The organism is Campylobacter gracilis, assembly GCF_018374135.1.
GTDB classification, from domain to species: Bacteria; Campylobacterota; Campylobacteria; order Campylobacterales; family Campylobacteraceae; genus Campylobacter_B; species Campylobacter_B gracilis_A.
The window spans coordinates 1-24896 of the sequence record NZ_JAHAFS010000018.1; the positions used below are offsets into that span (position 1 = coordinate 1).

Below are 24896 nucleotides of genomic sequence, written 5' to 3' on the forward strand. Positions count from 1 at the left end.
GCTAAAGCTTAGCTCGCCGTCTTTTACGCTCACGCTAACTAAGCCACCCTCTTGTAGCGCGCCAAAAAGCAGCTCACCGCTTATATGATCGCTTATATGAGAGCTGATTTCGCGCTTTAAATTTCGCGCGCCAAACTCGTCCGAATAGCCACGCGAGATAATCAAATCTTTTGCTTCCTTGTTTAGACTAATCTTTACGTTTTTTAGCTGCGACTCTAGCTCGCCGATAGTTTTATCCACGATCTTTTCTAAAATTTCGCCGCTTAAGCGGTTAAAATTTATAATTTTATCGATGCGGTTGCGAAATTCCGGCGCAAAAAAGCTTCTTATGGCACTATCTACCTTATAGCTCTCATCTTTTGTAAATCCGACCTGCGGCGCTTCTTTCGTACCTAAATTCGACGTCATTATTATGATTGTATTTTTAAAATCGGTCGTAACGCCGTTGTTATCGGTAAGACTTGCGTTATCGAAAATTCCTAAAAAAATATTCGTCATGCTAGGATGAGCTTTTTCTACCTCATCAAATAAAATGACGCTGTAAGGGTGCTTTTTGATGTTGTTCGTTAAAATTCCGCCGTTTTCAAAGCCCACGTATCCGGGAGGCGCACCGATGAGCCTCGAGACGCTGTGAGCTTCCATATATTCACTCATATCATAGCGCTCAAAATGCACTCCAAGCTGCGCGGCTAAGACCTTAGCTAGCTCACTTTTGCCCACACCGCTGCTACCTGCGAACAAAAATACACCGATTGGGGAGCTTGCGCCTCCAAGCCCGGCGTAAGAGCGCAAAAGTGCCTTGCAAAGGCTGCTAACCGCCTCGTCTTGACCGAAAATTTCACGCTTGATATTAGCTTCTAGATTTTTTAGTACCTGTTTATTATCGACGCTACTACTTAAATTTGCAATATTCGCGCTAATCGAAAGCGTATTTACTAAATCGTCCTTACTGATTTCAAGCGGAGCTTCGTGCGGCTTAAATGCAAAGCTCGCACCCACCTCGTCGATGAGATCAATGGCGCTGTCGGGAAGGAATTTATCGCTTTGATATTTTTTAGCAAGCGTTACGCTATCACGCAAAATTTCGTCGCTAAATTTTACGCCGTGAAATTCCTCATATTTTTTGGCTACGCCTTTTAAAATTTCGACGCTATCGTCGATGCTAGGCTCGCTCACGTCGATCTTACAAAACCTGCGGCTAAGCGCTTTATCCTGCGAAAACGAGCGATATTCGCCGTATGTAGTAGCACCGATGACCGATAGCTCGCCGCTTGCAAGCGAAGGTTTTAGGATGTTTGACATATCAAGTTCGTTGCGATTGCCCGTGCCTGCACCCACGATCGTGTGAATTTCATCGATAAATAAAATCGCGTTTTGATTAGCGCTAAACTCATCTATGAGATCCTTTAGCCTCTCTTCAAATTCACCGCGCAGCGTAGTACCTGCGATTAGCGCGCCAGCATCGAGGGCGTAAATTACCTTATTTTTTAGCTTTTCTGGCACTTCGCCACGGACGATTTTTAGCGCAATACCCTCGATGATCGCGGTTTTACCAACTCCCGCTTCGCCAACTAAAATAGGATTGTTTTTCTTGCGGCGACAGAGGGTTTGCAGCGTCTTTTCGATCTCTTTTTCGCGTCCGATGAGTGGATCGATCTTACCTTCAAGTGCGATTTTATTGAGGTTTGCTGTATAAAGTGAGCTAGGCGAATCCTTTTTAATATCGCGCTCATTTATGGCGTCCTTTTCGCCCTCAAACGCAGGCTCAAATTCCGTATTCTGCCACTGCCTGCGGCTTTCGTCATAATTCATCGCATGCGTGATATCGTCGATATCGTATGAGTTTAGCTTAATCGCTGCGGTTTCGTCGCGAGAAACGACCTCGTCGCGGTGATCGAAAGCAGATTTGTACTTTCGCACGATGAGCTCAAAAATCGCGGCATTGATACCGTAGTGATTTAAAATTTTAGTGCAGTCGTTTTCCTTATCATTTAGAATTTTAAGCATAAAATCAAGCTCGTTTTTAGGCTCTTTAGCGTTATTCAATTCAGTATAGAACTGCTTAAATTCTATCGTCTGCGCTGGAGCCTTACCGCTTGATTTAGGCATCATATCCAAAAGCCCGCCCAGATTATCCAAGATATTTAGGTAGTTAATATCCGGAATTTCTTTGGCGATGAGCCCGTGAAAGGGCTTATTGTATTTAAAAATCGCATAAACTACATGCGAAGTAGTGATATATTCGTCCTCGCCGTCGTTTGCAACGCTGATTGCTTGTTCAAAATGTTTGTTTAAAAAAAATCCTATCATTGCTTTCCTTTAAATTTAATCCTCTTCTATCTCACATCTAAGAGGGAATCCTGCGGCTTTTGCCGCTTGTAAAACCGCTTGTTGCTTGCACTCGGCTATCTCTTTAGGATACGCGCCGCAAACCGCGCGACCCTGCCTATGAACTTTCATCATTAAATCTACGGCGTCGTTAAAGTTTTTAGCAAAAATCTCCATCAAAATATAAACCACGAAATCCATCGTCGTCACGTCGTCGTTTAGCAAAATCACCTTATACGGGCGAGGCACGAAAGATTTTGTTTTGGCGCGAGTGCGAATCTGCACGCCGGTTTTAGTTGCCATCTTTTATCCTGGCGATATCGCTTTTTATCACATCGGTATCGACCATGCCTAAGTAATACGGCTTGCCCCGCTCATCGCCCTCGTTAATGTCGGTAAGCCTTTGATATTTTCCATCTTTAAGCACTACCTTAAAAGGGATCGAAAGCGCGTGGCGATAATCGATGTCGCTTAAAATTTGACCCACTATGCGCTCGTTCTGTTTCGAATTAGCGATGAAATAATATGCGTTAAATTTTTTCGTAAAATTTTCGATCACCTGCGCATCGGTAATATCCTCGAAATAAATCAAGCCGACCATCAAAAAATCCGCGGAGTTTTTTAGTTGAAAGTCCATCAGATGCGGCGCTTCGATGCGGCACGGCTGGCAGTAAGTACCAAAAATATCAAACATTAAAATTTTATCGCTGTCCGCGAGCTTAAAGCCCTTTTCTGTCCGCTCGATCGTTACCTCGCCGCCTACGACGCTTTTAAGCGTAAATCGTTCGCCCGTTTTAAACGGCGTAAAAGCTACCTCCTCGCCGCTCTCGCCGCCAATACGCTCGCCATTTTTATCTTGAGCGGAATTTTTTGCCATCTGATTCTCGCTCGCGGCAGGATTCTCGCCCGCAGAGCCCGTCTTTTTCTGCGAATCATCTCCGCAGCCACTTAAAACAAAAATCGCCAAACATAATAGTAAAAATTTTTTCATTCAATTTCCTTCGGGTTTAAATTTAAGCCCGCATTTTAACCAAAGTTTTGTGAATTTAAAATGAATGCTTGTCGTATCGCTTCATCGCGCTTTGCGCTTCGCGGTCGGCTTCCTTGCGCTTTAGCGATTCGCGCTTATCGTGCAGATTTTTGCCACTAGCCAAAGCGATACGCGCCTTTACGCGGTTTTTATCATTGAGATACAGCGACAAAACCACTATGGTAAGGCCCTCTTTGCTAACCGCGCCAAGCAGTTTGTCGATCTGCTTACGATGCATCAAAAGCTTTCGCGCCGCCCCTTCGTCTGGACGAAAGTGGGCGTTGGTGCTTTCAAGATAGCTGATATGGGCGTTTAGCAAAAACAGCTCGCCGCGGATCACGCGACAAAAGCTATCTTTGAGATTGCCCCTGCCCGCGCGCAGAGCTTTGACCTCGCTGCCCTTTAGCACGATGCCCGCTTCAAAGCTTTCAAGTATCGTAAAATCGTGAAATGCCTTGCGATTTTTACTCAGTTCTTTCATCTTTTTCCTTCTAAATTTAGTCCTAAGCTTAGCCCGTTTTTGCTTAAATTTAAAAGCGGGCGAGCGAATTTTAAATTTTATCTTTAAATTTAGCTTTTAAATTTTAACCGCGCGCCTTGGAATTCTTATTTTAAGAAAAACACGCTGCTGCCGCTGCCGCTTAGAAACATATCGCGATATTTGCTCATCTGCGGATATAGCTTTATGCACGGCGTGAAAAGATCGTTTAACGTAAAGCCGCCATATTGCGCTAGCAGCTGTTCGCTGCTTAAACGCAACATATCTTGCGCCTGCGCGGCGTTTATATTTTGCATAAAGCTTGCGCGAAACTCATTATAAACGGCGCCGGTGGAGCAAAAGATTGCAGGCGTTAAAATTTCGATCGCAGGCAAGAGATCCTCGAAAGGCTCGATGATCTCGCCGATGCCGCGCACGTTTGCGGCCTCCAGCCCGCTAACAAAAAACGCGACATCCGCACCGATATTTTGCGCGATTTTGGTAAGCCGCTCGCGCGAAATTTTTAAGCTTAATTCCTCGTTCGCAAGCCGCAAAAACGCCGCCGCATCGCTACTGCCGCCCCCAAGACCCGCACCGATCGGAATATGTTTTTTAAGCACGATCTTATGCGAGCTGAAAAATTCCGCAAGCTCGCGCGCAAAGCCCGCCTGCTCAAGCGCCGCCTTGGCTTTTAAAATTATGTTATCCGCGATCTGCGCGGCGCCACATTCAAGCGCAAAGCCGCTCGCGCGCTCGAAGCTTATCTCATCAAACAGCTCCCTGCGCAGTACGAAGCGCGAGGCAATCTCGTGGTAACCGCCGCGCGTGCCGACGACTTTTAAAAAAACATTGATCTTTGCATAAGCTTTCAAAATTTTACTCCTTCTGCGCTTTGGCGCGCTTGCATTAAATTTAGCCCGCGGTAAGCCCAGTGCGATTAAAATTTCAAAACCGCGTGCCGTGAAGCGCGCGCCGTGGAATTTGACTCGCGATCGCGGCGCCCGATACGTAAATTTTATAAAGCGCGGAAATTTAAATCTGCGACGCATGCGGCCGAATTTCAACTCGCGGTGCAAATCTATCTTTGCGATTAAAATTCCAAGCCGACAAAATTCTAGCCGCGCTGTGCTAAATCGTAAATTTAACTTAGCGGTGCGCCACCCGCTGCAAAATCAAACCCATCGGCACAGACTACGCATTACCGCAAGCCGAAATTTCATTCGACAAAAACTGCTTGCTGCGGCGCAATAAGCTCCAACCTGCGCGCTTTTTAAATCGCGAATTTTAATCTTGCGGCGCGTCGTCATCGCGCACCGAAAAGCAAATCAAAACGCCGTTCCGCCAGATCCGCCGCGTTTAAATTTAACCCCCATGGATTTATTCCTTTCGAGAGAGCGTCGCCTGCCTAGCCGCATTTAAATTTTAAATTTACTCCGCCCGATGCCGATCTGCGATCCGTGCGCAACAAAAAAAGCGTGATCGCTCGCCCGCTGCTCCGCACGATAAATTTAGCCGCGCGGGGCGGCGCGCTATGCGAGTAAATTTAAAACGCGCCGTATTTATAACCGCTCAAATTTCGAACTCGAACCGCCCGATCAAAATTCCGCCGCAAGCTAGAGGCGCTGATTAAAACACGCCGCCTGCGATCGGAACGTCGTTCCAAAGATAGCGCACCTCGCCCGAGCTTATCTCGATGATTGAGTAAAAATCGCCGCAGATAAGCAGATAGCGCCCGTCCGCGCGGCTCGCCAGATCCTTTGCGGCAAGCTTTTTACCCAAGATCACGTCGCGAGCGTCGCCGTCGTAAAAGTTCGGCGCGAGGTCCAAAAACTCGAGCGGATTTAGCGCCGCCTCGTTCGCAAAGCGCGGATCTTTCAAATCAAAAGCCCCCTCGCTTTCTCGTCTAAGCGCGCTTAGCGTGCCCGTGGCGCCCAGCTTTTCTGCTAAAATTTGCGCGAAAGAGCGCACGTATCCGCCCTCGCTGAGTGCCACGCGAAAGCTCACGAATGGGTGAGCGTAGCTTAAAATTTCGGCATCAAAAACCCGCATCGAGCTCTCTTTCAAGCTCACCTCTTCGCCCGCGCGAGCGAGCTTGTATGCGCGCACGCCGCTAATTTTCTTGGCGCTGAAGGCGGGCGGGATAAATTTTATCTCGCCGCGCATCTGCGCCATCGCGACGTCTAAAATTTCGCGCGAAAGCGGCGGAATTTGCTCCACGCGCCCTATGTTTTCGTTATCGCCGCTTGGGCTTTGCGCGCCCAGCCACAGCGTCGCAGTGTAAACTTTTGGCTCCTTTTTTAAAAATCTAAAAAAGCGCGCGTATTGCCCAAATGCCACGATCAGCGCGCCGCTCGCAAAGGGATCGAGCGTGCCGCTAAAGCCCGCCTTTTTCACGCCGTATTTGCGCTTAAGAGCGCTTAAAAATTTATTGCTGCCGATGCCCGCGGGCTTGTCCGCCAAAAACAATCTATTCATAAGCGCCGATCTTTTCTACGAAATTTGACATTATCACGCGCGAAATTCCGCCAAAATTTATAGTGAGTCGGTCGCCGTTTACCGCCGTGATCTGTCCGATCCCAAAGAGTTTGTGCTTAATCAGCTCGCCCTTGCTAAAGCCGCTACTTTGCTCGCGCGGCGGCTCTTTAGCTACCAAACCCGCCTCGGCTATAAACCTGCTAGCGTCCAGCCTCTCGCGCTTGCCGCGATAAAAGCGGCTGGCGGCAAAGCTAAGCGTAAGCGTGCGCTTGGCGCGCGTTATCGCTACGTATGCGAGCCTGCGCTCCTCCTCGATGTCGCTACTATCGCCCAAAAGCGGGAAAAACCCCTCCTCCAGCCCGATTACGAAAAGATGCTCGAACTCAAGCCCCTTACTTGCGTGCACGCTCATTATGTTTATCGCATCGCCCATAATGGCGTCCTGATCGCTAAGAAGGCTCAGCTCATTTAAAAATTCCGCCAGATCAAAATCGGGCTTATTGCTCGCCTCATCCTTCAGCATAGCCAAAAACTCGTCGATGTTTGCTACCCGATCAGCGCCGTCCGGAAGCGAGGCGTAGTAAGCCTTTAGCCCAAAAGTGGGCTCCAATGCCTCTATTTTTTTGATAGTATCGGCTAGCGCGGAGATAGAAGCGATGCCGCTTTTAAGCTCCGCTAGAGCCTGCGCCGCCTTGGCGCTAAGCCCCGCGTCCGGCTCGCTAAAAGCGTCAAATAGACTGATAAGTCGCAGGCGCGAAAGCTCCTCCAGCTTTGCCAGCGAGACCTTGCCGATGCCGCGCTTGGGCACGTTTATGATCCGCCTCATCGAAAAGTCGTCGTGCTCGTCGTTTACCAAGCGCAGATAGGCGATCATATCCTTGATCTCGGCGCGCTCGTAAAATTTCACGCCGCCTACCATTTTGTACGGGATTTTAGCGCGATTCAGCCCCTCTTCCAGCGCGCGCGAAAGAGCGTTTACGCGGTAAAGCACGGCGATTTGAGAGGGCGCTACGCCGCTTGAGAGCAGCTTTTTTATGGCTTCTGCAATCTTTGCCGCCTCGATGCCCTCCTCGTCTGAACGCAAAATTTCGATCTTTTCGCCGCCGCCGTTCATGCTAGTAAGGCTCTTGCCGAGGCGGTTTTTGTTATGCGAGATGAGCTCGTTGGCGGCATTTAAAATTTCATCCGTGGAGCGGTAGTTCTGCTCGAGCTTGATAAATTTTACGTTTGAGAACTGATCTTTAAAATTTAGAATATTTTCTATCCGTGCGCCGCGCCAGCCGTAGATACTCTGATCGTCATCGCCCACCACCGCGAGGTTTTCATGCGTGGTACAAAGCTTTTGCAGCAGTTTAAATTGAATGTCGTTGGTGTCCTGATACTCATCCACCGTGATATAGGCGTAACGGCGCGAAATTTCATCGCATAGCCGCTCATTGGCGTTTAAAATTTTATACGGCAAAATTAGCAGATCATCGAAATCCACCAGATTATTCGCCGCCAAATACGCCTCGTAGCGCTTATACGCGTCAGCGCAATGCGCGTAAAATCCGCTATACATCCTGCTTAGCTCATCCTCTTCGCCCTTTAGAAGCTCGTCGATATCTTTGGGGCCGATCAGAGAATTTTTGTAGGTTGAAATTTTAGCCGCCAATAGCGACGTGGGCAAATTTATTTCAAAGCCCTTGATGATCTTTTTCTTATCGTCGGTATCGATTACTTGGAAGTTTGCGCTGCGGCCAAGCTCGCTAATATGAAATTTCAAAAACAAAAGCCCGAATTTATGAAAGGTGCACAGAAGCGGCACTCCGCTTAAATTTAACCCGCTTATCAGATTAAGCGCTCGCGAGCGCATCTCGGCGGCGGCTTTGTTCGTAAACGTAAGCGTGAGAGTATTTCCCGGGGGCACGCCGTTTGATAGCAGATAGGCAAGGCGCGCGGTGATCGTTTTAGTTTTGCCGCTACCAGCACCCGCTAGGATTAGCATCGCTCCGTCCACATGGCTCGCAGCCTCGCGCTGAGCGGGATTAAGACCTTCTAAAATATCACTCATTTTGAGAAAATTTTACGCGATTTTTCGCGCTTAAGCCACTCGGACTCGGGCTGGGAAAAATTTACCGCGATAGGCTTGCCGTCCACGACGATCTGCAAGACCGCGTAAAATGGCACGCTAAGCGTGCTTGCAAAATCCTGCGGCCCAAATCCCGCCTCGAAAACCAGCTCATCCTTGCTAAGGTGTGCGCTAGAGAGCGTATATTCCTCCAGCTGCAAAAAGATCGCGGGCATTTTGAAGCTTTTTAAAATTTCCTCCGGCAGCGGCGGGTCAAATTTTATCTGATCCGTCCTCGCAACGATGCCAAATCCATATCCAAGAGCCAAAACGTAATCCAAAACCGCGCCTATATTTGCACTACTCGCAGCGATAAATTTATCGTCTTTTAAAATTTTATCTATCATCCTAACCCCTCACAAACTCATCTACAAGCGCCGCAACCTGCTCTATGCCGATGCGCCAAAACTCGCTTTTATTGATATCAAAGCCGAATTTCGCCACTAGATTTTGCGGCGCGTCGCTGCCGCCCGAGCTTAAAAACTCGGTGTAAATTTGAACGAAATTTTCGAGCCTGCCGCTCTTATATAGCCCGTAAAGCGCGAGCACCAAAAGCTGTGCGTAGGCATAGGAGTAGCAGTAAAACGGCGTGTGAACGAAGTGCGGGATGTAGCTCCACCAGCTTTTGTAATGATCCTGCAAGATTAGCTCACCCGCAAACATCTTGCGCGACTCCTCCATCCAAAGCTCGTCGATCTGCCCCGTGCTTAGCTCATCCGCGCTTGCATGCACGCGCCGCTCAAAGGTCGTAAATCCGATCTGGCGGTAAAGCGTAGCGAAGATATCCTCGATCTTTGCCGCAAGCATCGCTCTTAGCGCAGCCTTGTCGCTTGCGGTCTGCGAGAGCGTATCCGTATCGCGCGCTGCGTATTCGCACGAATCAGCAGAGTCTTGAGAGGCGGCGCGTTTTACGGCGTGCTCGTTTGGAATTTCACCGCCCTGAGCTTCTTGCGAAGCGCTGCGCTTTAAATTTTGCAAGCCGTCCAAGGCGGCGGTGCTTTTGAAATTCGACAAGCCGTTTAAATTTGAAAAATTTTCGCGCATATAATCAAACACTAGCATCTCGCAGAAAACAGACGCGGTCTCAGCCGTCGTTAGCGGCGTGAAGGAGTTGAAATAGCCCACGCCGTAGCTTAGATACTGATGTATCGCGTGCCCCAGCTCGTGCGCGAGGGTAAATACGTCGCGGCGCTTGCGCGTGAAATTTAAAAGCACGAAAGGGTGCGTGTCGCGCGAGCCGGAATGCGAAAATGCGCCGCTTTGCTTATTTTGCGCGGGCATCGCGTCGATCCAGTTTCGCTCAAATGCCGCCTGCGCGATCTGTTTAAATTTCGGGCTAAATTTTTCAAATGCCGCAAGCACGATCTGCTTAGCCTGCTCGAAGCTAAACTCGCTCTCATCGCCCCCAAGCGGCGCGTATCTGTCGTAATCATACAGCGCGTCGTAGCCTAAAATTTCGCGCTTTTTGGCGTAAAATTTGCTGACTAGAGCGAAGCTTCGTTCCGTCTCTGCGATCAGCGCATCGACGCTTGCGATGTTTATCTGATTTTCCTCGTGCATCACCGCCTCGGCTTTATCGTAGCCGCGCAGCTCGCAGCGAATTTTAAGATCGGTTTTGATCATATTGTAGATGTAGCCAAGCAGGTGGGAGTTCTGCTCTAGTACCGCGCTTAGCGAAGCTGCGGCATCCTTTCGCACCTCGCGATCAGGGCTATGAAGCAGGCTTAAAATTTCCTCCTCGCCGAGCTTCTGTCCGCGAAAATCAAAGCTCATCCGCGCCATGCTCTCGTCAAAAAGTCGCGAAAACGCCTCACCGCTTACGGGCGAAGTTTTTAAAAGCACGCTTTCTTGCGGCAAGCTTAGCTGGTGGGCCTTGCGCTGCTTAAGTAGGCTCAAATAGTATCTGAATCTCCCGCCCCCTGCGATAAATTCGTCCTGTTTTGCGGCATCAAGCTCGTTAAACTCGAGCTCGAAAAAAAGTAGGCTCTGCGAAATGTCGTTGCAAGCCTGCTCCGCCTTGGCCTGCTGCGCTCCAAGGCTCGTATCTCGCGCAAAGCTAAGATGTGCAAAGCTCATTATCTTGCCGATCTGCTCGCTGATGCCCTCATAAAGCTCAAGCGCGCCTAAAAATTCTTCCGCGCTAAGAGCGTGCAGCTTATCTTTAAATTTAAGCTCAAAATCCATAGCCTGCGCGGAGGCGCTATCTATCGCGCCGCTAAATTCCGCCTCGTTTGCAAACAGCTCGCCTAAATTCCAATTCATCGTTTTCCTTTTAAAATTTTTGGATAATTTTATCAAAAAAGAATAAGTAAAATTTTAAAAACCGCAAATCCGCCCTATGGACGGAATTAGCGGTAAAATTTTAAGGTGAGTTATTTTTGCATACTTTGCGACGCGATCGCCGTAAAAATCACGTCCGTGGAGCTATTTATCGCAGTTTCTACAGAGTCTTGGATCACGCCGATGATAAAGCCGATCGCGACTACCTGCATTGCAATGTCGTTTGAGATATTAAAGAGCGAGCACGCAAGCGGTATCAGCATCAATGAGCCGCCTGGCACGCCGCTAGCGCCGCATGCACCGACCGCCGAGACCACGCAAAGCAGTAGCGCCGTCCAAAAATCGGGGCGCACGCCAAGCGTATGAGCCGCAGCAAGCGCCAAGATCGCGATTACCACCGCAGCGCCCGCCATATTTATCGTAGCGCCCAAAGGGATCGAGATCGAGCTTAGCTCGTCGCTGATACCGAGCTTTTTGCATAAATTTAAATTTACGGGGATATTTGCCGCCGAGCTGCGGGTGAAAAACGCCGTGAGGCCGCTTTCGCGCAGGCAGGTAAATACGAGCGGATATGGATTTTTCTTAATCACCGCAAAGACGATGAGTGGATTTACCACGAGGGCTACGAACGCCATCGCACCTACTAGTACGACTACGATTCGCGCGTATCCAAGCAGCGCATCGACGCCGGTTTGATACACAGTAGAAGCTACTAGACCGAAAATTCCAAACGGCGCGAGCTGGATTACGAACTGCACGATTTTGGTTACCGCTTCGCTCAGATCGGTAAAAATTTTCTTTGTTTCATTAGTGCAAAATTTAAGCGCGACGCCAAGACCTATCGCCCAGGTTAAAATTCCTACGTAATTCCCGTGCGCAATAGCATTTAGCGGATTATCTACGACCTTAAAAAGCAGATCTTTTAGCACGATCCAAACGCTTGCAGGGACTGCATTTTCCGCCGCGCCGACATTGCTTAGAGCAAGCTGCGTCGGAAATAAAAAGCTGGCTGCTACCCCCACGCACGAGGCTAAAAAGGTACCTACGATATATAGGACGACTACGCGTTTTAAGCCGCTTGCGCTGCCGTATTGTTTATTTACGATCGAGCTTAAAATCAAGATAAAAACTAAAATCGGAGCTACCGCTTTAAGGGCGCCTACGAATAAATTTCCTAAAATTTCCGCAAAAGCTACTACGTTTATTAAAAACGAATTGTGCTCTGCCGCAATATCGCCCGCCGCTGAACGTGCGGCAAAGCCCAAAATAGCGCCTATTATCAAGCCGGTAACTATGCGCAGAACTAGATTTTTATCTTTGTAGCTGGCTACTAATTTTTGAATCGAACTCATTTTTTACCTTTCAATCAAAACGTCGTTTGAAATATATCGAAATTTTATTTAAGCACATTTAAATTTGAGCGGAATTTCGTAATTTTTAGTTAATCTTAAAACCTCGTTAGCTAAAATGCCCCGAAATTTTAATTAGGAGCAGATATGTATCTTTTCACAAGCGAAGTAGTAAGCCCAGGGCATCCGGATAAGTGCGCCGACATCATCGCAGATAGCATCGTGGATGAAATTTTAAAGCAAGACCCAAACGGGCGCGTCGCGGCAGAGGTTTTCATAGCGGGCAAACACGTAGTAATCGGCGGCGAAGTAAACGCCAAGATCGATTTTACCCACGACGATTACCGCCACATCGTAAAGGGCGCGCTTAGCGAGATCGGTTACAACGACAACCCCTACTTTACGCGCGCGCAGTGTCTGCATCCGCAGGATCTGCAAGTGGACGTATTTTTAAACCAGCAAAGCCCCGACATTAACCAAGGCGTCGATCAAGAGGGCGGCGAGATCGGAGCGGGAGATCAGGGCATAATGTTCGGCTTCGCAAGCTGCGAGACGAAAAATTTTATGCCGGCGGCGATCACCTACGCAAGAGCGCTTTGCGATCACGTTTACGCCTATGCAAAGTCTCATCCCAACGAGCTTGGCGTCGATATTAAGACGCAGGTTAGCGTCGATTACGGCACGAAGAGCAATTTTGAGGAGTGTAAGCCGCAAAGCATCCATACGATCGTGGTTTCAGCGCCATGCGTCGAGAGTATGAGTATCGAGCGCGTCCGAGATCTGATCGGAAATTTAATCGATTCGGCGGGACTTCCGAAGAAGCTTTACGACAAAAGCAAAACGATCATCTACATCAATCCTACCGGTCGCTACGTAAATCATAGCTCGCTTCACGACAGCGGCCTAACGGGGCGAAAACTGATCGTAGATAGCTTCGGCGGCTACAGCCCTATAGGCGGCGGCGCTCAAAGCAGCAAGGACTACACCAAGGTCGATCGCAGCGGGCTTTATGCGGCGCGCTATATCGCCAAAAACATCGTCGCGGCGGGGCTTGCGAAAAAATGCATCGTCCAGCTCAGCTACGCAATCGGCGTGGCTAAACCCGTCAGCGTCAGCGTCGATTGCATGGGGACGAATTTAGGCGCGGCAAGCGACGATGAGTTGTCCGCTTTCGTGCTTGAAAAATTCCCGCTCACGCCGCGCTGGATCATCGATAAATTCGGCCTTGATCGCCCCGGCAAAGGAGGCTTTCTCTACGCCGACGTCGCCGCACGCGGACAGGTCGGAAATGACGAATACCCGTGGGAGCAGCTCGATAGCGTGGAGCTTTTTAAGGCTTTGAAATAAAATTTTACGCTTTGCAGTAGCGCCTTTTTAGCTTACGACATTCGCTAGGCTTGCAGCAGCGAGCCTAGCTCAATATTCTACGTAGCTTTGCATGTCGCGTAATTTTATCGTGCGCCCAAAAGTAGCGTTACGGCAAAATTCTCCATCAAAATTCTAAGCCGTGCAATTTAAGAGTTTTTGCAGGTAGAATCGAATTTTAAAATTTTAAGCCCAGCTCACGCAAAATTTTAAAATTGGCGCGGTGAAATTCCAAGGCTGAGCCCGTCTAATTTAGTGATAAATTCTAACTAGAGCAGGCTTTAAAAAATTTACATGCAAGCTTTTAAATTTGCAATCGCTTAAAATGAAATTTGACCTATAAAATTTTTTCTAACGCGCTTTGTACTTAATCTCCGAAGAGTAAAATTTTAAATCCTCCTTACTTGTGATGTTTAAGCGTATAAATTTTAAAATTTTGCATTTTATTTGAAGTTTGCCGCTTTATACAGCAAAAAAACCCAAAGCAAATTCCATTTAAAAGCGGCATTTGCAAGATAAAAGCGCTGAAATTTTAAAATGTAGAATTTATGAACGCTACTGATTTAAAATCTCAGATTGGCACGCTTCGCCAAAGCTCCTCCACTAACTACGCAAAATGTAAAAGTAAGATTAAATTCTCCCGCGCATGATGTCGCCCGCAAGCGAGCACGGCGGAACATTAAGCTTAAATAACGCAAAAGATATAAGGAATAAAGCAAAAAAAGAGGAGGCTTGGAGCTTGATAAAATTCTAGCTTTGTGCGGCGGCGACCGAGCGGCTTTTAAATTGGACTTTAAACGCAGTGATGCGAATTTCGCGCCTTAACTTAAATGCTAAAGCGGCGATAAAATTTCATCACCGCTTTCATAAATTAAAATTTTAAAAATACTCCGAACTACACAGCTGCAAATAAGTAAATCGCCCGCACTTCAGCCTAAATCTCTTAAATCGCCGACCGAATTTAAGCCGCTTCTTGACTTGATGCTAGGTTTTGATACGCAACTTAAAAGCGAAGCATTATTTCGTCTGATTATCCTCATTTTTTGGTGCGGCAGTGCTTGCATTTATCTCGCTGGCTGCGCTATTTATGGGCTCAGGAACAGAGATTTTTTTCACCGAAGCAGTAAAATTCTGCTCGGCTTCAACATCGCCAGTTTTTTCGATATATGTAAAATCACCCATCTTCGTCCACGTTCTAGCTTTAGCTAAAAACGCCTTTTGACTCTCCCAAATCTCTTTAAAATCGGGATTTTTCTCGCTTTCTTCGGCTAAAATTTCATCCGTCGCCTTGCGAAGCGCACGCATAATCTCAGGCGAAAAAGAGCGAATCTGAACGTTTGGATATTTCTTTTTGATCTCGTCCCAAATTATTACATTTTTATAAAACGTCTCGTTTTCTGCGTATTCGCGCGCCTTAGCGATCGAAGCCTCTAGGATGTTTTGCAAGTCCTTAGGAAGCTTCTGCCAAGTTTGTAGATTTATCACAATCTGCTGCTCGCTAGCGGGTTCTTGCCATCCCGTATAATAGTAATTTGCGACTTTGTGAAAGCCTAGAGGTATATCAAAGCTAGGACTTGCCCACTCGACTGCATCGATGGTGCCCATCTCTAGCGCCATATATAGTTCACCTACCGGTATCGTAGCGACTGCGACGCCAAGGCGGTTCATAACCTCCCCGCCAAAACTTGGAATTCTAAATTTAAGCCCTTTTAGATCATCTAGCGTATTAATCTCTTTTTTAAACCAGCCACCCATCTGCATGCCGCTATTTAGAATATTAAAAACCTTTAGATTACTTTTAGCATAGAATTTATCCGCTAACTCCTTACCCCCGCCGAAGTAATACCAAGCGTGCTGCTCGTCTTTCGTCATACCAAAAGGCACAGTCGTAAACAGCATATTCGCGCTATTTTTGCCTTTATAATAGTAGCTCGCAGTATAGCCTAAATCGTATTGCCCGTTTTTAACCATATCATAGATCGCAAAAGGCGCTTTATGTTTGCTAGGCGCGTCGATGCTGATTTTCAGCCTGCCATCAGACATACTATCTGCAAGATCTGCCATACGCTTAGCGACATCGCCTACGATAGGCATACTAAGCTCGTAAGTCTGAGCTAGCTTGAGGCGATAAACTTTCTTATCCGCGCCCCACAGCGACGTGGCTATAATCAAACTTAATCCGACAAGAATCGATTTTTTCATATACTACTCCCAAAATGAAATGGTGCGAATTTTATATAAAATCATCTAAATTCACGCTTTTATAACTAGCTTTTAAGCGAAATTTTCGCACAATTGCAGCCAAATTCGATAAGGAAAGGGCATGCAAGAAAAACATTACGACGTAATCATCATAGGCGGCGGTATCACGGGCAGCGCGCTAGCGTACGTGCTGGCAGAATTTAGCGGGATCAAAAATATCGCTCTACTTGAAAAATACGAAGGGCTTGCGACGCTAAATTCTAAAGCCAGCGCAAACTCTCAGACGATTCATTGCGGCGACATCGAGACCAACTACGACCTGCAAAAAGCGACCGAAGTCAAGCGCAAGGCGGATATGATCGTGAAATATTGCCAAAAGCACGGATATGAGAATAAATTTTTATTTCAGGGGCAGAAAATGGCTCTTGGCGTGGGCGAAAGCGAGGTAGAGCTAATTAAAGACCGCTTTGAGAAATTTAAAGAGCTTTATCCGTATCTGCAGCTTTTCGACAAGGAAGAGCTCAAAAAAATCGAGCCCAAGCTAGTTTTTGACGGGCGCGGCGAGGAGCGAGCGGAGGATATCGTCGCGATGGGCGTGCAATCGGGAGTTTACACGACGATCGATTACGGCGCGATGGCGAATTCCTTCGTGCAAAACGCTAAAAACGTGAAGGGCAAAACCTGCGATCTGTACCTAAATACCGAAGTGCAAAACATCACTAAAGTAGGCGATAAGTTCTATATCCGCACCGCAAATAGACTCTCACTAAGCGCCGATTTCGTAGTCGTAGATGCGGGCGCTCACTCGCTGTGGCTAGCGCACAAAATGGGGCTTGGGCAGGATCTTAGCACGATTTGCATTGCGGGCAGCTTCTATCTAACCAAGCAAAAGCTTCTAAACGGCAAGGTTTACATGGTGCAAAACCCAAAGCTTCCATTTGCCGCGCTTCACGGCGACCCCGATCTTTTGGCGGACGGCTGCACGAGATTTGGTCCTACCGCACTTACGATGCCGAAGCTCGAGCGCTACAAGGGCTGTCGTTCGGTGCCGGAATTTTTTCAGTCATTAAATTTTGACATGGACGTAGCCAAGGTCATTTGGCAAAATTTTGGCGATAGCGAGGTAAGGGACTTCTTAGTCCGCAATATAGGCTTTGAGATACCGATTTTAGGTAAAAAGCTTTTCGTCAAAAATGCGCGCAAGATCATACCTAGCATCCGCGAGGAGGATATTTACTATGCCAAGGGCTTTGGCGGCGTGCGTCCGCAAGTAATCTCACACTCGCAAAAAAAGCTGCTTTTAGGCGAAGCTAGAATAGGCGAAAATCCGGGGATTATCTTTAATATGACCCCAAGCCCCGGCGCTACGAGCTGCCTAGGCAACGCACTTCGCGACGCAAAAAGTGCCTGCGAATATTTAGGAGTGAGCTTTGATGATGCAAAATTTGACGCGGAAATGATGCAATAAAGAGGAATTTTTAAATCTCGCTCGGGCAAGAATTTTAAAATTTTACTTCAGCGAGGATTTTAGAATTTTGCTCGTGCTTTACGTATATAGGGGATTTTAAAAATTTCATTCAAACGCGAATTCTTAGAATTTAACCTGCACTGCAAGCTATGAAATTTTAAAATTTCGCCGTGCCTTGGAATTCTAAAATTCTCTCGCGGCATAAAATTTTAAAATTCCTTCATCTAGCGAATTTTAAAATTTAGAAATTTCAAAATTTTGCGCAAAATTTCGCCCAATGCGGCGATAAATTTTAAATTTAAAGGAGAAAAGATGCTTAAAAAAACCAAAATTTTAGCGACCATCGGGCCCGCAAGCGACGGCGAGGAGATGATGAGCGCGATGGTAAAGGCGGGCTGCAACGCCTTTAGGATGAACTTCAGCCACGGCACGCACGAGTACCACGAGGCAAATTTAAACAAAATTCGCGCCGTAGAAAAGAGTCTGGGCGTGCGCGTAGGCGTCTTTCAGGACATCAGCGGCCCAAAGATTCGCGTCGGCAAGCTTGAGGAAAATTTTAAACTAAAAACGGGCGATAAAATCACCTTCCTTCCTCGCGAAATCATCGGCAAAAAGACCGCCCCGGGCGAATACGAGCTGTGTATCAACCACCCCGAAATTTTGCCGTTAATGAAGGTAGGCGAGTTCATCTACCTCTACGACGGCTCGATCCGCGCCAAGGTAGTTGCGGTAAGCGAGCAAGGCGTGCGAGCGGTGCTCGAAAACGACGGCTTTTTAAGCTCAAATAAAGGCGTGAACTTCCCAAACACCCGCCTAAATATCGACGTCATCACGCAAAAAGACCTCGCAGATCTGCGCTGGGGCGCGGCGCACGGCGTAAATTTCGTAGGCATCTCCTTCGTGCAGTCGCAAAACGACATCCTGCGCGTGCGCGAAATTTTAAACTCGCTGGGCTCAAAAGCTAAAATTTACGCCAAGATCGAGAAATTCGACGCGGTCGAAAATATAGAGCAGATCATCGAAGCAAGCGACGGCATAATGGTCGCGCGCGGAGATCTGGGCATCGAGATGCCGTTTTATGAGATCCCGCGTATCCAAAAGCGCATCATAGCGTTAGCCAACGCCCGCTCAAAGCCCGTCATCACCGCCACGCAGATGATGCTTAGCATGACCGAGCACGAGCGCGCCACCAGAGCCGAGATCAGCGACGTCGCAAACGCCGTACTCGACGGCACCGACGCCGTAATGCTAAGCGAGGAAAGCGCCATCGGCAAAAACCCCGCAGCCGTGGTCGCCGCGATGAGCGAGACGATCCGCGAGACCGAAAAAATCTATCCTTACGATAAATTTAACGATTACGACTTCTACGACGAGACCGATATGATCACTTCAAGCACCGCAGCGCTTGCCGCAAGGCTGGGCGCAGGCGCGATACTTTCGATCACGGGCTCGGGGCGCTCGGCGATCAAACTCGCACGTAACCGCGCTAAAATCGACATCATCGCAATCGCGCACGACGAGCAGACCGCGCACGCGCTAAGTCTCGTGTGGGGCGTAAATCCAGCGATGGTCAGGGAAAAAACGAGCATCAACTCGCTGCTCGCACGTATCATAAGCGAGACTCTACAGCGCGGGCTCATCGAAGAAGGCGGCACCTACGTGATGACGGCGGGCTTTCAAAGCGGCCATCCCGGCAGCACCGACTACATCCGCATCATCAAAAAAGATCAGATCGATTTCTACCGCGACGCGGAGAAAACGGGTCTCCAGGATCAATTTAATGCGCAACATTAAATTTGGTGGTAAAATTTGAAGTTTTTAAGTTGCAGGCCTAGAGAGGTAAAATTGTAAAAAATTAGGAGAAAAACGATGATACCAAGCTACAAAGAGATGATGTTTCCGATTTTAAGATTTATCGGCGAGCGCGGCAAGGCAGACAGAAAAGAAATTTTCGAGTTCATTACAAAGCACTATAAATTTAACGACGACGAACTCTCGCAAAGGATCCCTAGCGGCATGCTTTTGTACGTTAACCGCGCAGGCTGGGCGTTGTCGTATTTTGCAGGAAATAAAGAAGTTGTAAATTTACCTGACGTTAAAAAGCCTATCAAAAGATCAGGTAGAGGCGTGTACGAGATAACGGATCTTGGCAAACAAATGCTAAAAAGTAAGGACGCTCAGGCAAAATTTGAGGCTTGGTACGATGAAATTTATAAAAACAAAAGCGCGCCAAGCACCAAAATCTCGCAAATCGTGACGCAAGAAAAGACGCCTAGCGACGTCATCGCCGAGACGGCAAACGAGCTCGCGCAAAATCTAAAATCTCAAATTTTAGACGAAATTTCGCAGAAAAAGCCGAGCTTTTTTGAGTATTTGGTGGCGCGCTTACTTGAAAAAATGGGCTACGGGGTAGGCAGACTAACCAAAAACGGCGCGGACGGCGCGGTATAGACGGTATTATATATGAAGATGAGCTTGGACTATCGCGAATTTACGTCCAGGCTAAAAGCTGGCAAGGTGCGGTTTCGCGTCCTGAAATTCAAAAATTCGTAGGCGCGATATCGGATAAGCAGACCAAAAAGGGTGTATTTATCACGACGTCAAAATTTAGCAAAGATGCCGCAAGATGCGCCGCAAACATGCAAAATTACACGATTGTTTTGATTGACGGCGAACGACTGGCGGAACTGATGATAAAATATAAACTCGGCGTTCAAGTGCGGCAAAATATCGAGATTTGCGACATCGACAGCGACTTTTTCGGCGATAAATTTAAACGTAAAGGCGAAATTCGTTTTCGGATTAAGCGCAAACGGAAAAATTTAGCTAAGCAATTTAAATTATGAGCTAAATTTTACGACTAGCGGCGTTAAATTTGGCCGCGTAAAGCGTCGGGCTAAAGCCAAATCAAAAGAAAATAGAGCCGCCGCAAAAATTAAAATTCCGCAAAAATATATTCGTTAAAAATCAAGCTCGCGCTCTTAAATTTCAAGGTATAATTACGAAGCAAATTTACAAAATTTAGCCAAAGGAGAGACCATGAAAAAATTTCGCTCACTACTGCTCTGTGTGGCGGCGGCTGCGACTTTGAGCGCCCAAGGCGAGGATAAGGTAGAAAAAATCACTTCGATCGACATCTATGTTTCGCCGTTTTATTCGGCTAAGGAGGGCAAGCCCGAATATGTGCACGTTTACGAGCCGATCGACGATCTGTTGATGAAAAACGACGCGGCGAGCCTAAAAAAGGCGATCAAAATCATCGAGGACGCCCCGGATATGGCCGCTCCGACCACGCTGATGACGGTCGCTGCACGCGCTTATGATCTAGGGCTTAAGGACGACGCGGTGTTTTGGTTCTACGCGGGCAAAAATCGCTTCCTAACCTTCGCTCGCGTCATCGACGTCAAGGACGAGATGTTTCGTGAGACCGAATCTGCGAATGCGGCGTTTTTACAGCTCGTCGGCAACGTGGTAAATCCATACGCATTCTGCGATCTCGCTAAACAACGCGATGCGGCGACACGCGCTAGGGACTGGGTCAAGGCACACCCGTATAAAGCGATATTTGATGAGAAATTTCCGTCTCACTTCGCAGATCGCGCCGCCGCGCTCAAGGCAGCCGAGGACAAAATGGACGCCGCGCTGCTTAAACAAGACGAGTTTTTCGCAGATCCCGCTAAAAAGGCGGACTTTCTAGCCAAGCGCAAAGCAAATAATGCGGATAAGCACTTCTGCGATTAGTATCGCCTAATCAGCGGCACTCTTTAAAAACTGGCATTATCTGAAATTTTTAGCTACTAAAAATTTAGTGTCGCATTCGCCTCTGCAAGTAAGCTTTCGCTTTATAAATTTTTATGTTAGATAAAACATTTAAGTTTCATATTTTGGGCGATTTGGCAAAGACGCATTTTAAAAATATACTCAATTAGAATGTAAGCCATCGGAATTTGATTTATAGAACTTTAAATTTAGGTATAAAATTTAAGACTGGCATCTATTTTGCGGCAACGAATAGATCGAGCAATAAAATTAATATGTGCTCTTTCGTTCAAAATGCCGTCTCGGCATCAAAATCCAAAAATTTGCTCGGCGCAACGGAATTTATTCGTCCAAACGCGCCGTCTTAGTGGCCTGCGCCGAAGAAATTACACATCGCCGTGCCTATCACGATGAGCGCTATGCCGCAGATCGCGGGTGCAGAGAGCTTTTCGTGGAAGTAAAACACCGAAAGCAGCGATGCTAATACTATGCCGAGCCCGCCCCATGTGAGGCACCAAGCTTTACCGTTTTTAGCGCAAGCGCTAAAAAACAAAAGCACGCGCCGTATGCCGCTAGCGTGGCTAGAAAATAATTCAGCTTACTAAATCCGTCCGAGAGTTTCATGCAGTTGGTTCCCGCTAGCTCCAAAACTATAGCAAGCCCCAAATAAACGTATCCCATAAGCGATCCTTAATGCAATTTGAGCCGAAATTTTATAGAAATTTCTCTTAAATTTTACCCAAAGGCGCTTCCTAGCGACTTGCGTAAAATTTACGCCGCATATTTGAGTAAAACCGGCTTTAGCGACATAAAATTCCGCTCGCCGATCTACGCAGAATTGCATGAGCATACCGCAGCATAAAATTCCACCGCTACCGCCTAAAAATCGAAGTTTTTTAAATTTAGTCGCGTGGCGAAATTTTATTCGTTTTTATATACGAACATTATATAATTATCAAAAAATTTTTCCAAGGAGAGAGGATGAAAAAGCTCGCTACGATACTTGCGCTGCTCTGTGCGGCGACGTTTGCCAAGGAGTATGAGTATATGGTGCAAAGCATGAGCTACGGCTCACTCGGAGAGCGCAAGGAGAGCACGTATCTAAGCTACGATGCGGCGGCGCGCAAGCTAGAGCAGGTAAGAGATACGAACTCCTCGGACGGCCTAGGCTCTAGCTAAAAGAGATCAGCTACTTTGACGAAAAGGGGGATATGGTTAAATTTGAAGTATTTAACCTCGATCTTAAAAGCAGCAAGTGGAAAAAAATAGAAGACTACACGGAAAGCATAAAGGGTAATGTCACGACGCGCGAGACGAATTCGATAGCAGATGACGGCACGCGCAATGCGAGCAAAACCGTCTCCAGCTACGACGGTAACGCGACGCAGGATGTGCGATATAAGTTTATAAAGGGCAAATGGCAGAAAGATAGCATGAACAGATCCGTAAAAAACGCGTGGGATAAGGAGGAGCTTACGATAAGCTTCAAATGGGACGGCAAGAGCTGGCAGCCCAAAGATAAGACCGAAATTTTCTACGACGCCTCAGGAGAGATGAGCGGATACGTGAGCTACGAGTTTGTAAACGGCGCGTGGCAAAATAGCGAGCGAGAGATACTTAACGGCGATCGAAACGGCAGCTACGAGCAGATCCGCAGCACTTTTCAAAACGGTGCGTGGCAAAACGCGACGATGAGCAAGCACGAGCTTGATGCCGCAAAGGGCGAGGGGATCGTTACGAGCTTCATCTGGAACGACGAGAAGGGCGCGTGGGATAACATGAGCAAACAGACCGTTATCAAGAAGGGGGCGGATCTTAATATGACCTCTTATCTGTGGGACGAGCGGCTTAAAGAGTGGGTCAAAAGCTACTCAAACGGCGAAATTTACGATAAATCTGGCGAGCGACTACTAGAGCAAAGCTACGAATCAAATTCCAGCAGCGGCAAATACGTCTATAGTTACGACGAGCACGGCAGCAATACAGCGATGGATATCTACAAGCTTGATGCGAGCGGCAAATGGGTGCAATCGGGGCGCTCGGAAGCTACTTACGATACCCAAATCCCATCAGACAGCGTGGGGCACGGAGCCGCGCTGATGATGTTTGAGATGCCTAGTATCTACGCGATAACGAGCTTTAAGGAATTTAAGCTTAAGGACAGAAAATACGAGCTCATAACGGAAAAGACGTGGAAATATAAAAAGATAAAGTAGCGTTTGGAGATGCGTCGGTAAAATTTAGCCGCGAAATTTTACCTGCGCGGCCTTGCGCGAGTGCTGCGATTAAATTTTATCGTCGCGACGTATCTGCTCCTTAGTCCGAAACACATCCCCGCAGAGGAGCTGCGAGGCGCCTTTGCGGACAAGCCGCCGCAGGAGTTTGCGCGCATTACCCGTGGCCTCGAAGCCAAATACGATTGCAAAGACCGAATGCTCTGCTACGTCGTTTGCTATTTTACGCCGAAAGGCAAAGAGGGGATGCGGGCGGACTTCGGCGTCTAAATTTAAAGCGCGGCGGATTAAATTTAAAATTTGACCGCGCAGCGCGCTTGCGCCAAATGGCGAAGGTTTTATCTTGCGCGTGAGCCATGCGTCGTATGGGCGCAAGTGTAATTTATAAATTTCTAGCGACGAAATTTAAACCGCCGCGACGAGCGAAATGGGAGCCGAAATGATAAAATCCATAAAATTTGAGGGCGAAAGCATCGAGGAGCTGGAGGTTTGGTACTACGCCCCAAAGCACGAATATAGCGCGGCGGAGTTTGCGCGGGAGTGCGGCAAGCTCGTGCGCGCGGACTTTGGGTTCGCCTCCCTTTACGAGATAAAATTTGAAAAATTCAAGTCCTGCGAGCCCGATGATTTTATGAAAGAGCGGATAGCGGCTGCTTTGAGCGCGGCAGGGCTATCAGACGAGCCTCGTAATTTCGCAATGGGCGGCGAGAACGACTGAGACTGGCAGGAATGCTCGTTTGAGGCGAGCGGACAGTGATTTTTACGCATCTGGGCGACATCGGCTTGATAAATTTAGCCCGTAATACGAGCTTTGCATGCACGAGGTTTCGAGCGGATTTGCCGCAAAGCGCTTACAAAAGGCGCCGAGCGACATTAAAATTCCGCACTACCGCTTATCTCGCGCGTATCTGCATACCTTGAAGCGCAATAGCGTAAGCCAATTAGCAAAGCAAGCAAGTGCGCCCTATTTCGTGCAAATTTACGCGCCGAGGCGCAGGCGGCGCCTACTCTGAGCCAAAATTTATTTGAAGGGAAAATATGAAAAATCTATTTCTAGCCGCGCTTGCGGCATTAGCGCTTAGCGGCTGCGCGGGCTTAAAATGCGGCGCAAAAGACGGGCGAGACGTCGCCGAGATCGACGTGCCCGAAGATGGCTGGACGAGATACCTAGGCACCGACGGCGAGATCAAGGAGGTCGCATTTTTCACGGCGTTTTTCTCCAAACAGTTCCGCCCGCACCCAAAAGATGGCGAAAAGATCGGCTTCGTGCTTACCAAAAAGAGCGGCGAACGGATACCGATAAGGCTCGGCAATATGTATAAGGCGGCAAACGGCGCATTCGCGCTCGCGGATCTTGACGCGGAAGCTGGCGTATGGCGCGGAGCGGAGGAGCTGCGCAGAGCAAAACGGGTGAAATTTTATAAATTTCAAGAAGGCAGCGTCAAAGTGACGGACTATGAGGCGCGAGGCGGGCTTTGCGAGGCGTTTTATGCAGGCGAAAAGATAAGCGTCAAAAGCGTGCTAAGCCGCCATGCAAGCAAGACTGGCGGGGCTAGCGGCGAAATTTCCACCGTGCAAACGCAGGGCGAAATATCGCGCGACGTCGTTAAGGCTTTAAACTCGCACGAAAAGCCCTCGCCGCAAAGCTATAGTAAAAATTTAGCAAACAAAAAGGGCACCGCACAAAAAACCGATAGCGAGGCGTTAAAACCGGAGGTAGAGGCGCTAAAAAATATTATCTGCTACAGATAAAAACAAAGTCGATTGAAATTTCAGTTTAATGAGTAAAAATTTCGCTAAAATTTTAAATAAAAATAT

The 24896-nt window shown here is 47.8% G+C and carries 22 protein-coding genes and 1 pseudogene; 11 read left to right on the plus strand and 12 right to left on the minus strand.

Annotated features, from left to right (window positions below; all coding sequences use genetic code 11):
* The 10 genes from KH703_RS08615 to sstT form a co-directional block, all read right to left on the minus strand.
* On the minus strand, positions 1-2310 hold a 2310-nt coding region (locus KH703_RS08615; protein ID WP_304295453.1), incomplete at its 3' end, for an AAA family ATPase.
* Between the two features lie 15 nt (positions 2311-2325).
* A complete protein-coding gene (locus KH703_RS08620; RefSeq protein ID WP_297964302.1) occupies positions 2326-2631 on the minus strand; it encodes an ATP-dependent Clp protease adaptor ClpS in 306 nt (101 codons plus the stop codon).
* Positions 2621-3319, minus strand: a complete 699-nt coding sequence (locus tag KH703_RS08625) for a TlpA family protein disulfide reductase (protein WP_304295454.1) — start codon at positions 3317-3319, stop codon at positions 2621-2623. The genes KH703_RS08620 and KH703_RS08625 overlap by 11 nt, the downstream gene beginning before the upstream one ends.
* Positions 3320-3374: 55 nt before the next feature.
* Complete coding sequence (gene smpB / locus KH703_RS08630) at positions 3375-3839, minus strand: SsrA-binding protein SmpB (protein ID WP_177386608.1); 465 nt, start codon at positions 3837-3839, stop codon at positions 3375-3377.
* A 125-nt stretch (positions 3840-3964) separates the two neighbouring features.
* The gene (locus KH703_RS08635) at positions 3965-4708 is read right to left on the minus strand and encodes a 4-(cytidine 5'-diphospho)-2-C-methyl-D-erythritol kinase (RefSeq protein ID WP_304295455.1); all 744 of its coding nucleotides are present in this window, start codon (positions 4706-4708) and stop codon (positions 3965-3967) included.
* A 754-nt stretch (positions 4709-5462) separates the two neighbouring features.
* The gene (gene truB, locus KH703_RS08640) at positions 5463-6311 is read right to left on the minus strand and encodes a tRNA pseudouridine(55) synthase TruB (RefSeq protein ID WP_304295456.1); all 849 of its coding nucleotides are present in this window, start codon (positions 6309-6311) and stop codon (positions 5463-5465) included.
* Positions 6304-8364: an ATP-dependent helicase gene (locus KH703_RS08645; RefSeq protein ID WP_304295457.1), complete on the minus strand. Its 2061-nt coding sequence runs from the start codon at positions 8362-8364 to the stop codon at positions 6304-6306. Before KH703_RS08645 ends, truB begins: the two co-directional genes overlap by 8 nt.
* Positions 8361-8768 carry a hypothetical protein gene (locus KH703_RS08650; RefSeq protein ID WP_005871775.1) on the minus strand — a complete coding sequence of 136 codons (408 nt, stop codon included), beginning with the start codon at positions 8766-8768 and terminating at the stop codon, positions 8361-8363. The genes KH703_RS08645 and KH703_RS08650 overlap by 4 nt, the downstream gene beginning before the upstream one ends.
* Position 8769: 1 nt before the next feature.
* Positions 8770-10683 (minus strand): M3 family oligoendopeptidase, encoded by a 1914-nt coding sequence (locus KH703_RS08655; RefSeq protein WP_304295458.1) that lies wholly within the window; start codon positions 10681-10683, stop codon positions 8770-8772.
* Between the two features lie 110 nt (positions 10684-10793).
* Positions 10794-12053 carry a serine/threonine transporter SstT gene (gene sstT / locus KH703_RS08660; protein WP_304295459.1) on the minus strand — a complete coding sequence of 420 codons (1260 nt, stop codon included), beginning with the start codon at positions 12051-12053 and terminating at the stop codon, positions 10794-10796.
* Between the two features lie 144 nt (positions 12054-12197).
* On the opposite strand from sstT, the gene metK reads away from it, so the two are divergent.
* Positions 12198-13397, plus strand: a complete 1200-nt coding sequence (gene metK, locus KH703_RS08665; protein WP_304295460.1) for a methionine adenosyltransferase — start codon at positions 12198-12200, stop codon at positions 13395-13397.
* A gap of 1035 nt (positions 13398-14432) precedes the next feature.
* Here metK and KH703_RS08670 read toward each other — a convergent pair.
* Positions 14433-15617 carry a TRAP transporter substrate-binding protein gene (locus tag KH703_RS08670; protein WP_304295461.1) on the minus strand — a complete coding sequence of 395 codons (1185 nt, stop codon included), beginning with the start codon at positions 15615-15617 and terminating at the stop codon, positions 14433-14435.
* Positions 15618-15738: 121 nt separating this feature from the next.
* Between KH703_RS08670 and KH703_RS08675 the strand changes: the two genes are divergently transcribed.
* The 5 genes from KH703_RS08675 (at position 15739) to KH703_RS08695 (ending at position 20826) form a co-directional block, all read left to right on the plus strand.
* Positions 15739-17085: an FAD-dependent oxidoreductase gene (locus KH703_RS08675; protein WP_304295462.1), complete on the plus strand. Its 1347-nt coding sequence runs from the start codon at positions 15739-15741 to the stop codon at positions 17083-17085.
* A 312-nt stretch (positions 17086-17397) separates the two neighbouring features.
* Entirely contained in the window at positions 17398-18879 is a 1482-nt protein-coding gene (gene pyk, locus KH703_RS08680; protein WP_304295463.1) for a pyruvate kinase, read from the plus strand.
* A gap of 75 nt (positions 18880-18954) precedes the next feature.
* On the plus strand, positions 18955-19536 hold the full coding sequence (locus KH703_RS08685) for a winged helix-turn-helix domain-containing protein (protein WP_304295464.1): 582 nt from the start codon (positions 18955-18957) through the stop codon (positions 19534-19536).
* Between the two features lie 8 nt (positions 19537-19544).
* Positions 19545-19931 carry a restriction endonuclease gene (locus KH703_RS08690; RefSeq protein ID WP_304295496.1) on the plus strand — a complete coding sequence of 129 codons (387 nt, stop codon included), beginning with the start codon at positions 19545-19547 and terminating at the stop codon, positions 19929-19931.
* Between the two features lie 193 nt (positions 19932-20124).
* Positions 20125-20826 carry a cytochrome-c oxidase gene (locus KH703_RS08695; protein WP_304295465.1) on the plus strand — a complete coding sequence of 234 codons (702 nt, stop codon included), beginning with the start codon at positions 20125-20127 and terminating at the stop codon, positions 20824-20826.
* Positions 20827-21313: 487 nt separating this feature from the next.
* Here KH703_RS08695 and KH703_RS08700 read toward each other — a convergent pair.
* Positions 21314-21525, minus strand: a pseudogene (locus KH703_RS08700) (multidrug efflux SMR transporter); the annotation flags it as partial.
* A 300-nt stretch (positions 21526-21825) separates the two neighbouring features.
* On the opposite strand from KH703_RS08700, the gene KH703_RS08705 reads away from it, so the two are divergent.
* The 5 genes from KH703_RS08705 to KH703_RS08725 all read left to right on the plus strand — a co-directional run bounded on the left by KH703_RS08705 (position 21826) and on the right by KH703_RS08725 (position 24830).
* Positions 21826-22023, plus strand: a complete 198-nt coding sequence (locus KH703_RS08705) for a hypothetical protein (protein ID WP_304295467.1) — start codon at positions 21826-21828, stop codon at positions 22021-22023.
* A 32-nt stretch (positions 22024-22055) separates the two neighbouring features.
* Positions 22056-23060 carry a hypothetical protein gene (locus KH703_RS08710; RefSeq protein WP_304295468.1) on the plus strand — a complete coding sequence of 335 codons (1005 nt, stop codon included), beginning with the start codon at positions 22056-22058 and terminating at the stop codon, positions 23058-23060.
* 60 nt (positions 23061-23120) lie between these two features.
* Positions 23121-23348: a hypothetical protein gene (locus KH703_RS08715; RefSeq protein WP_304295469.1), complete on the plus strand. Its 228-nt coding sequence runs from the start codon at positions 23121-23123 to the stop codon at positions 23346-23348.
* 169 nt (positions 23349-23517) lie between these two features.
* A complete protein-coding gene (locus tag KH703_RS08720; protein WP_304295470.1) occupies positions 23518-23796 on the plus strand; it encodes a hypothetical protein in 279 nt (92 codons plus the stop codon).
* Between the two features lie 320 nt (positions 23797-24116).
* Positions 24117-24830, plus strand: a complete 714-nt coding sequence (locus KH703_RS08725; protein ID WP_304295471.1) for a hypothetical protein — start codon at positions 24117-24119, stop codon at positions 24828-24830.
* Positions 24831-24896 lie beyond the last annotated feature (66 nt).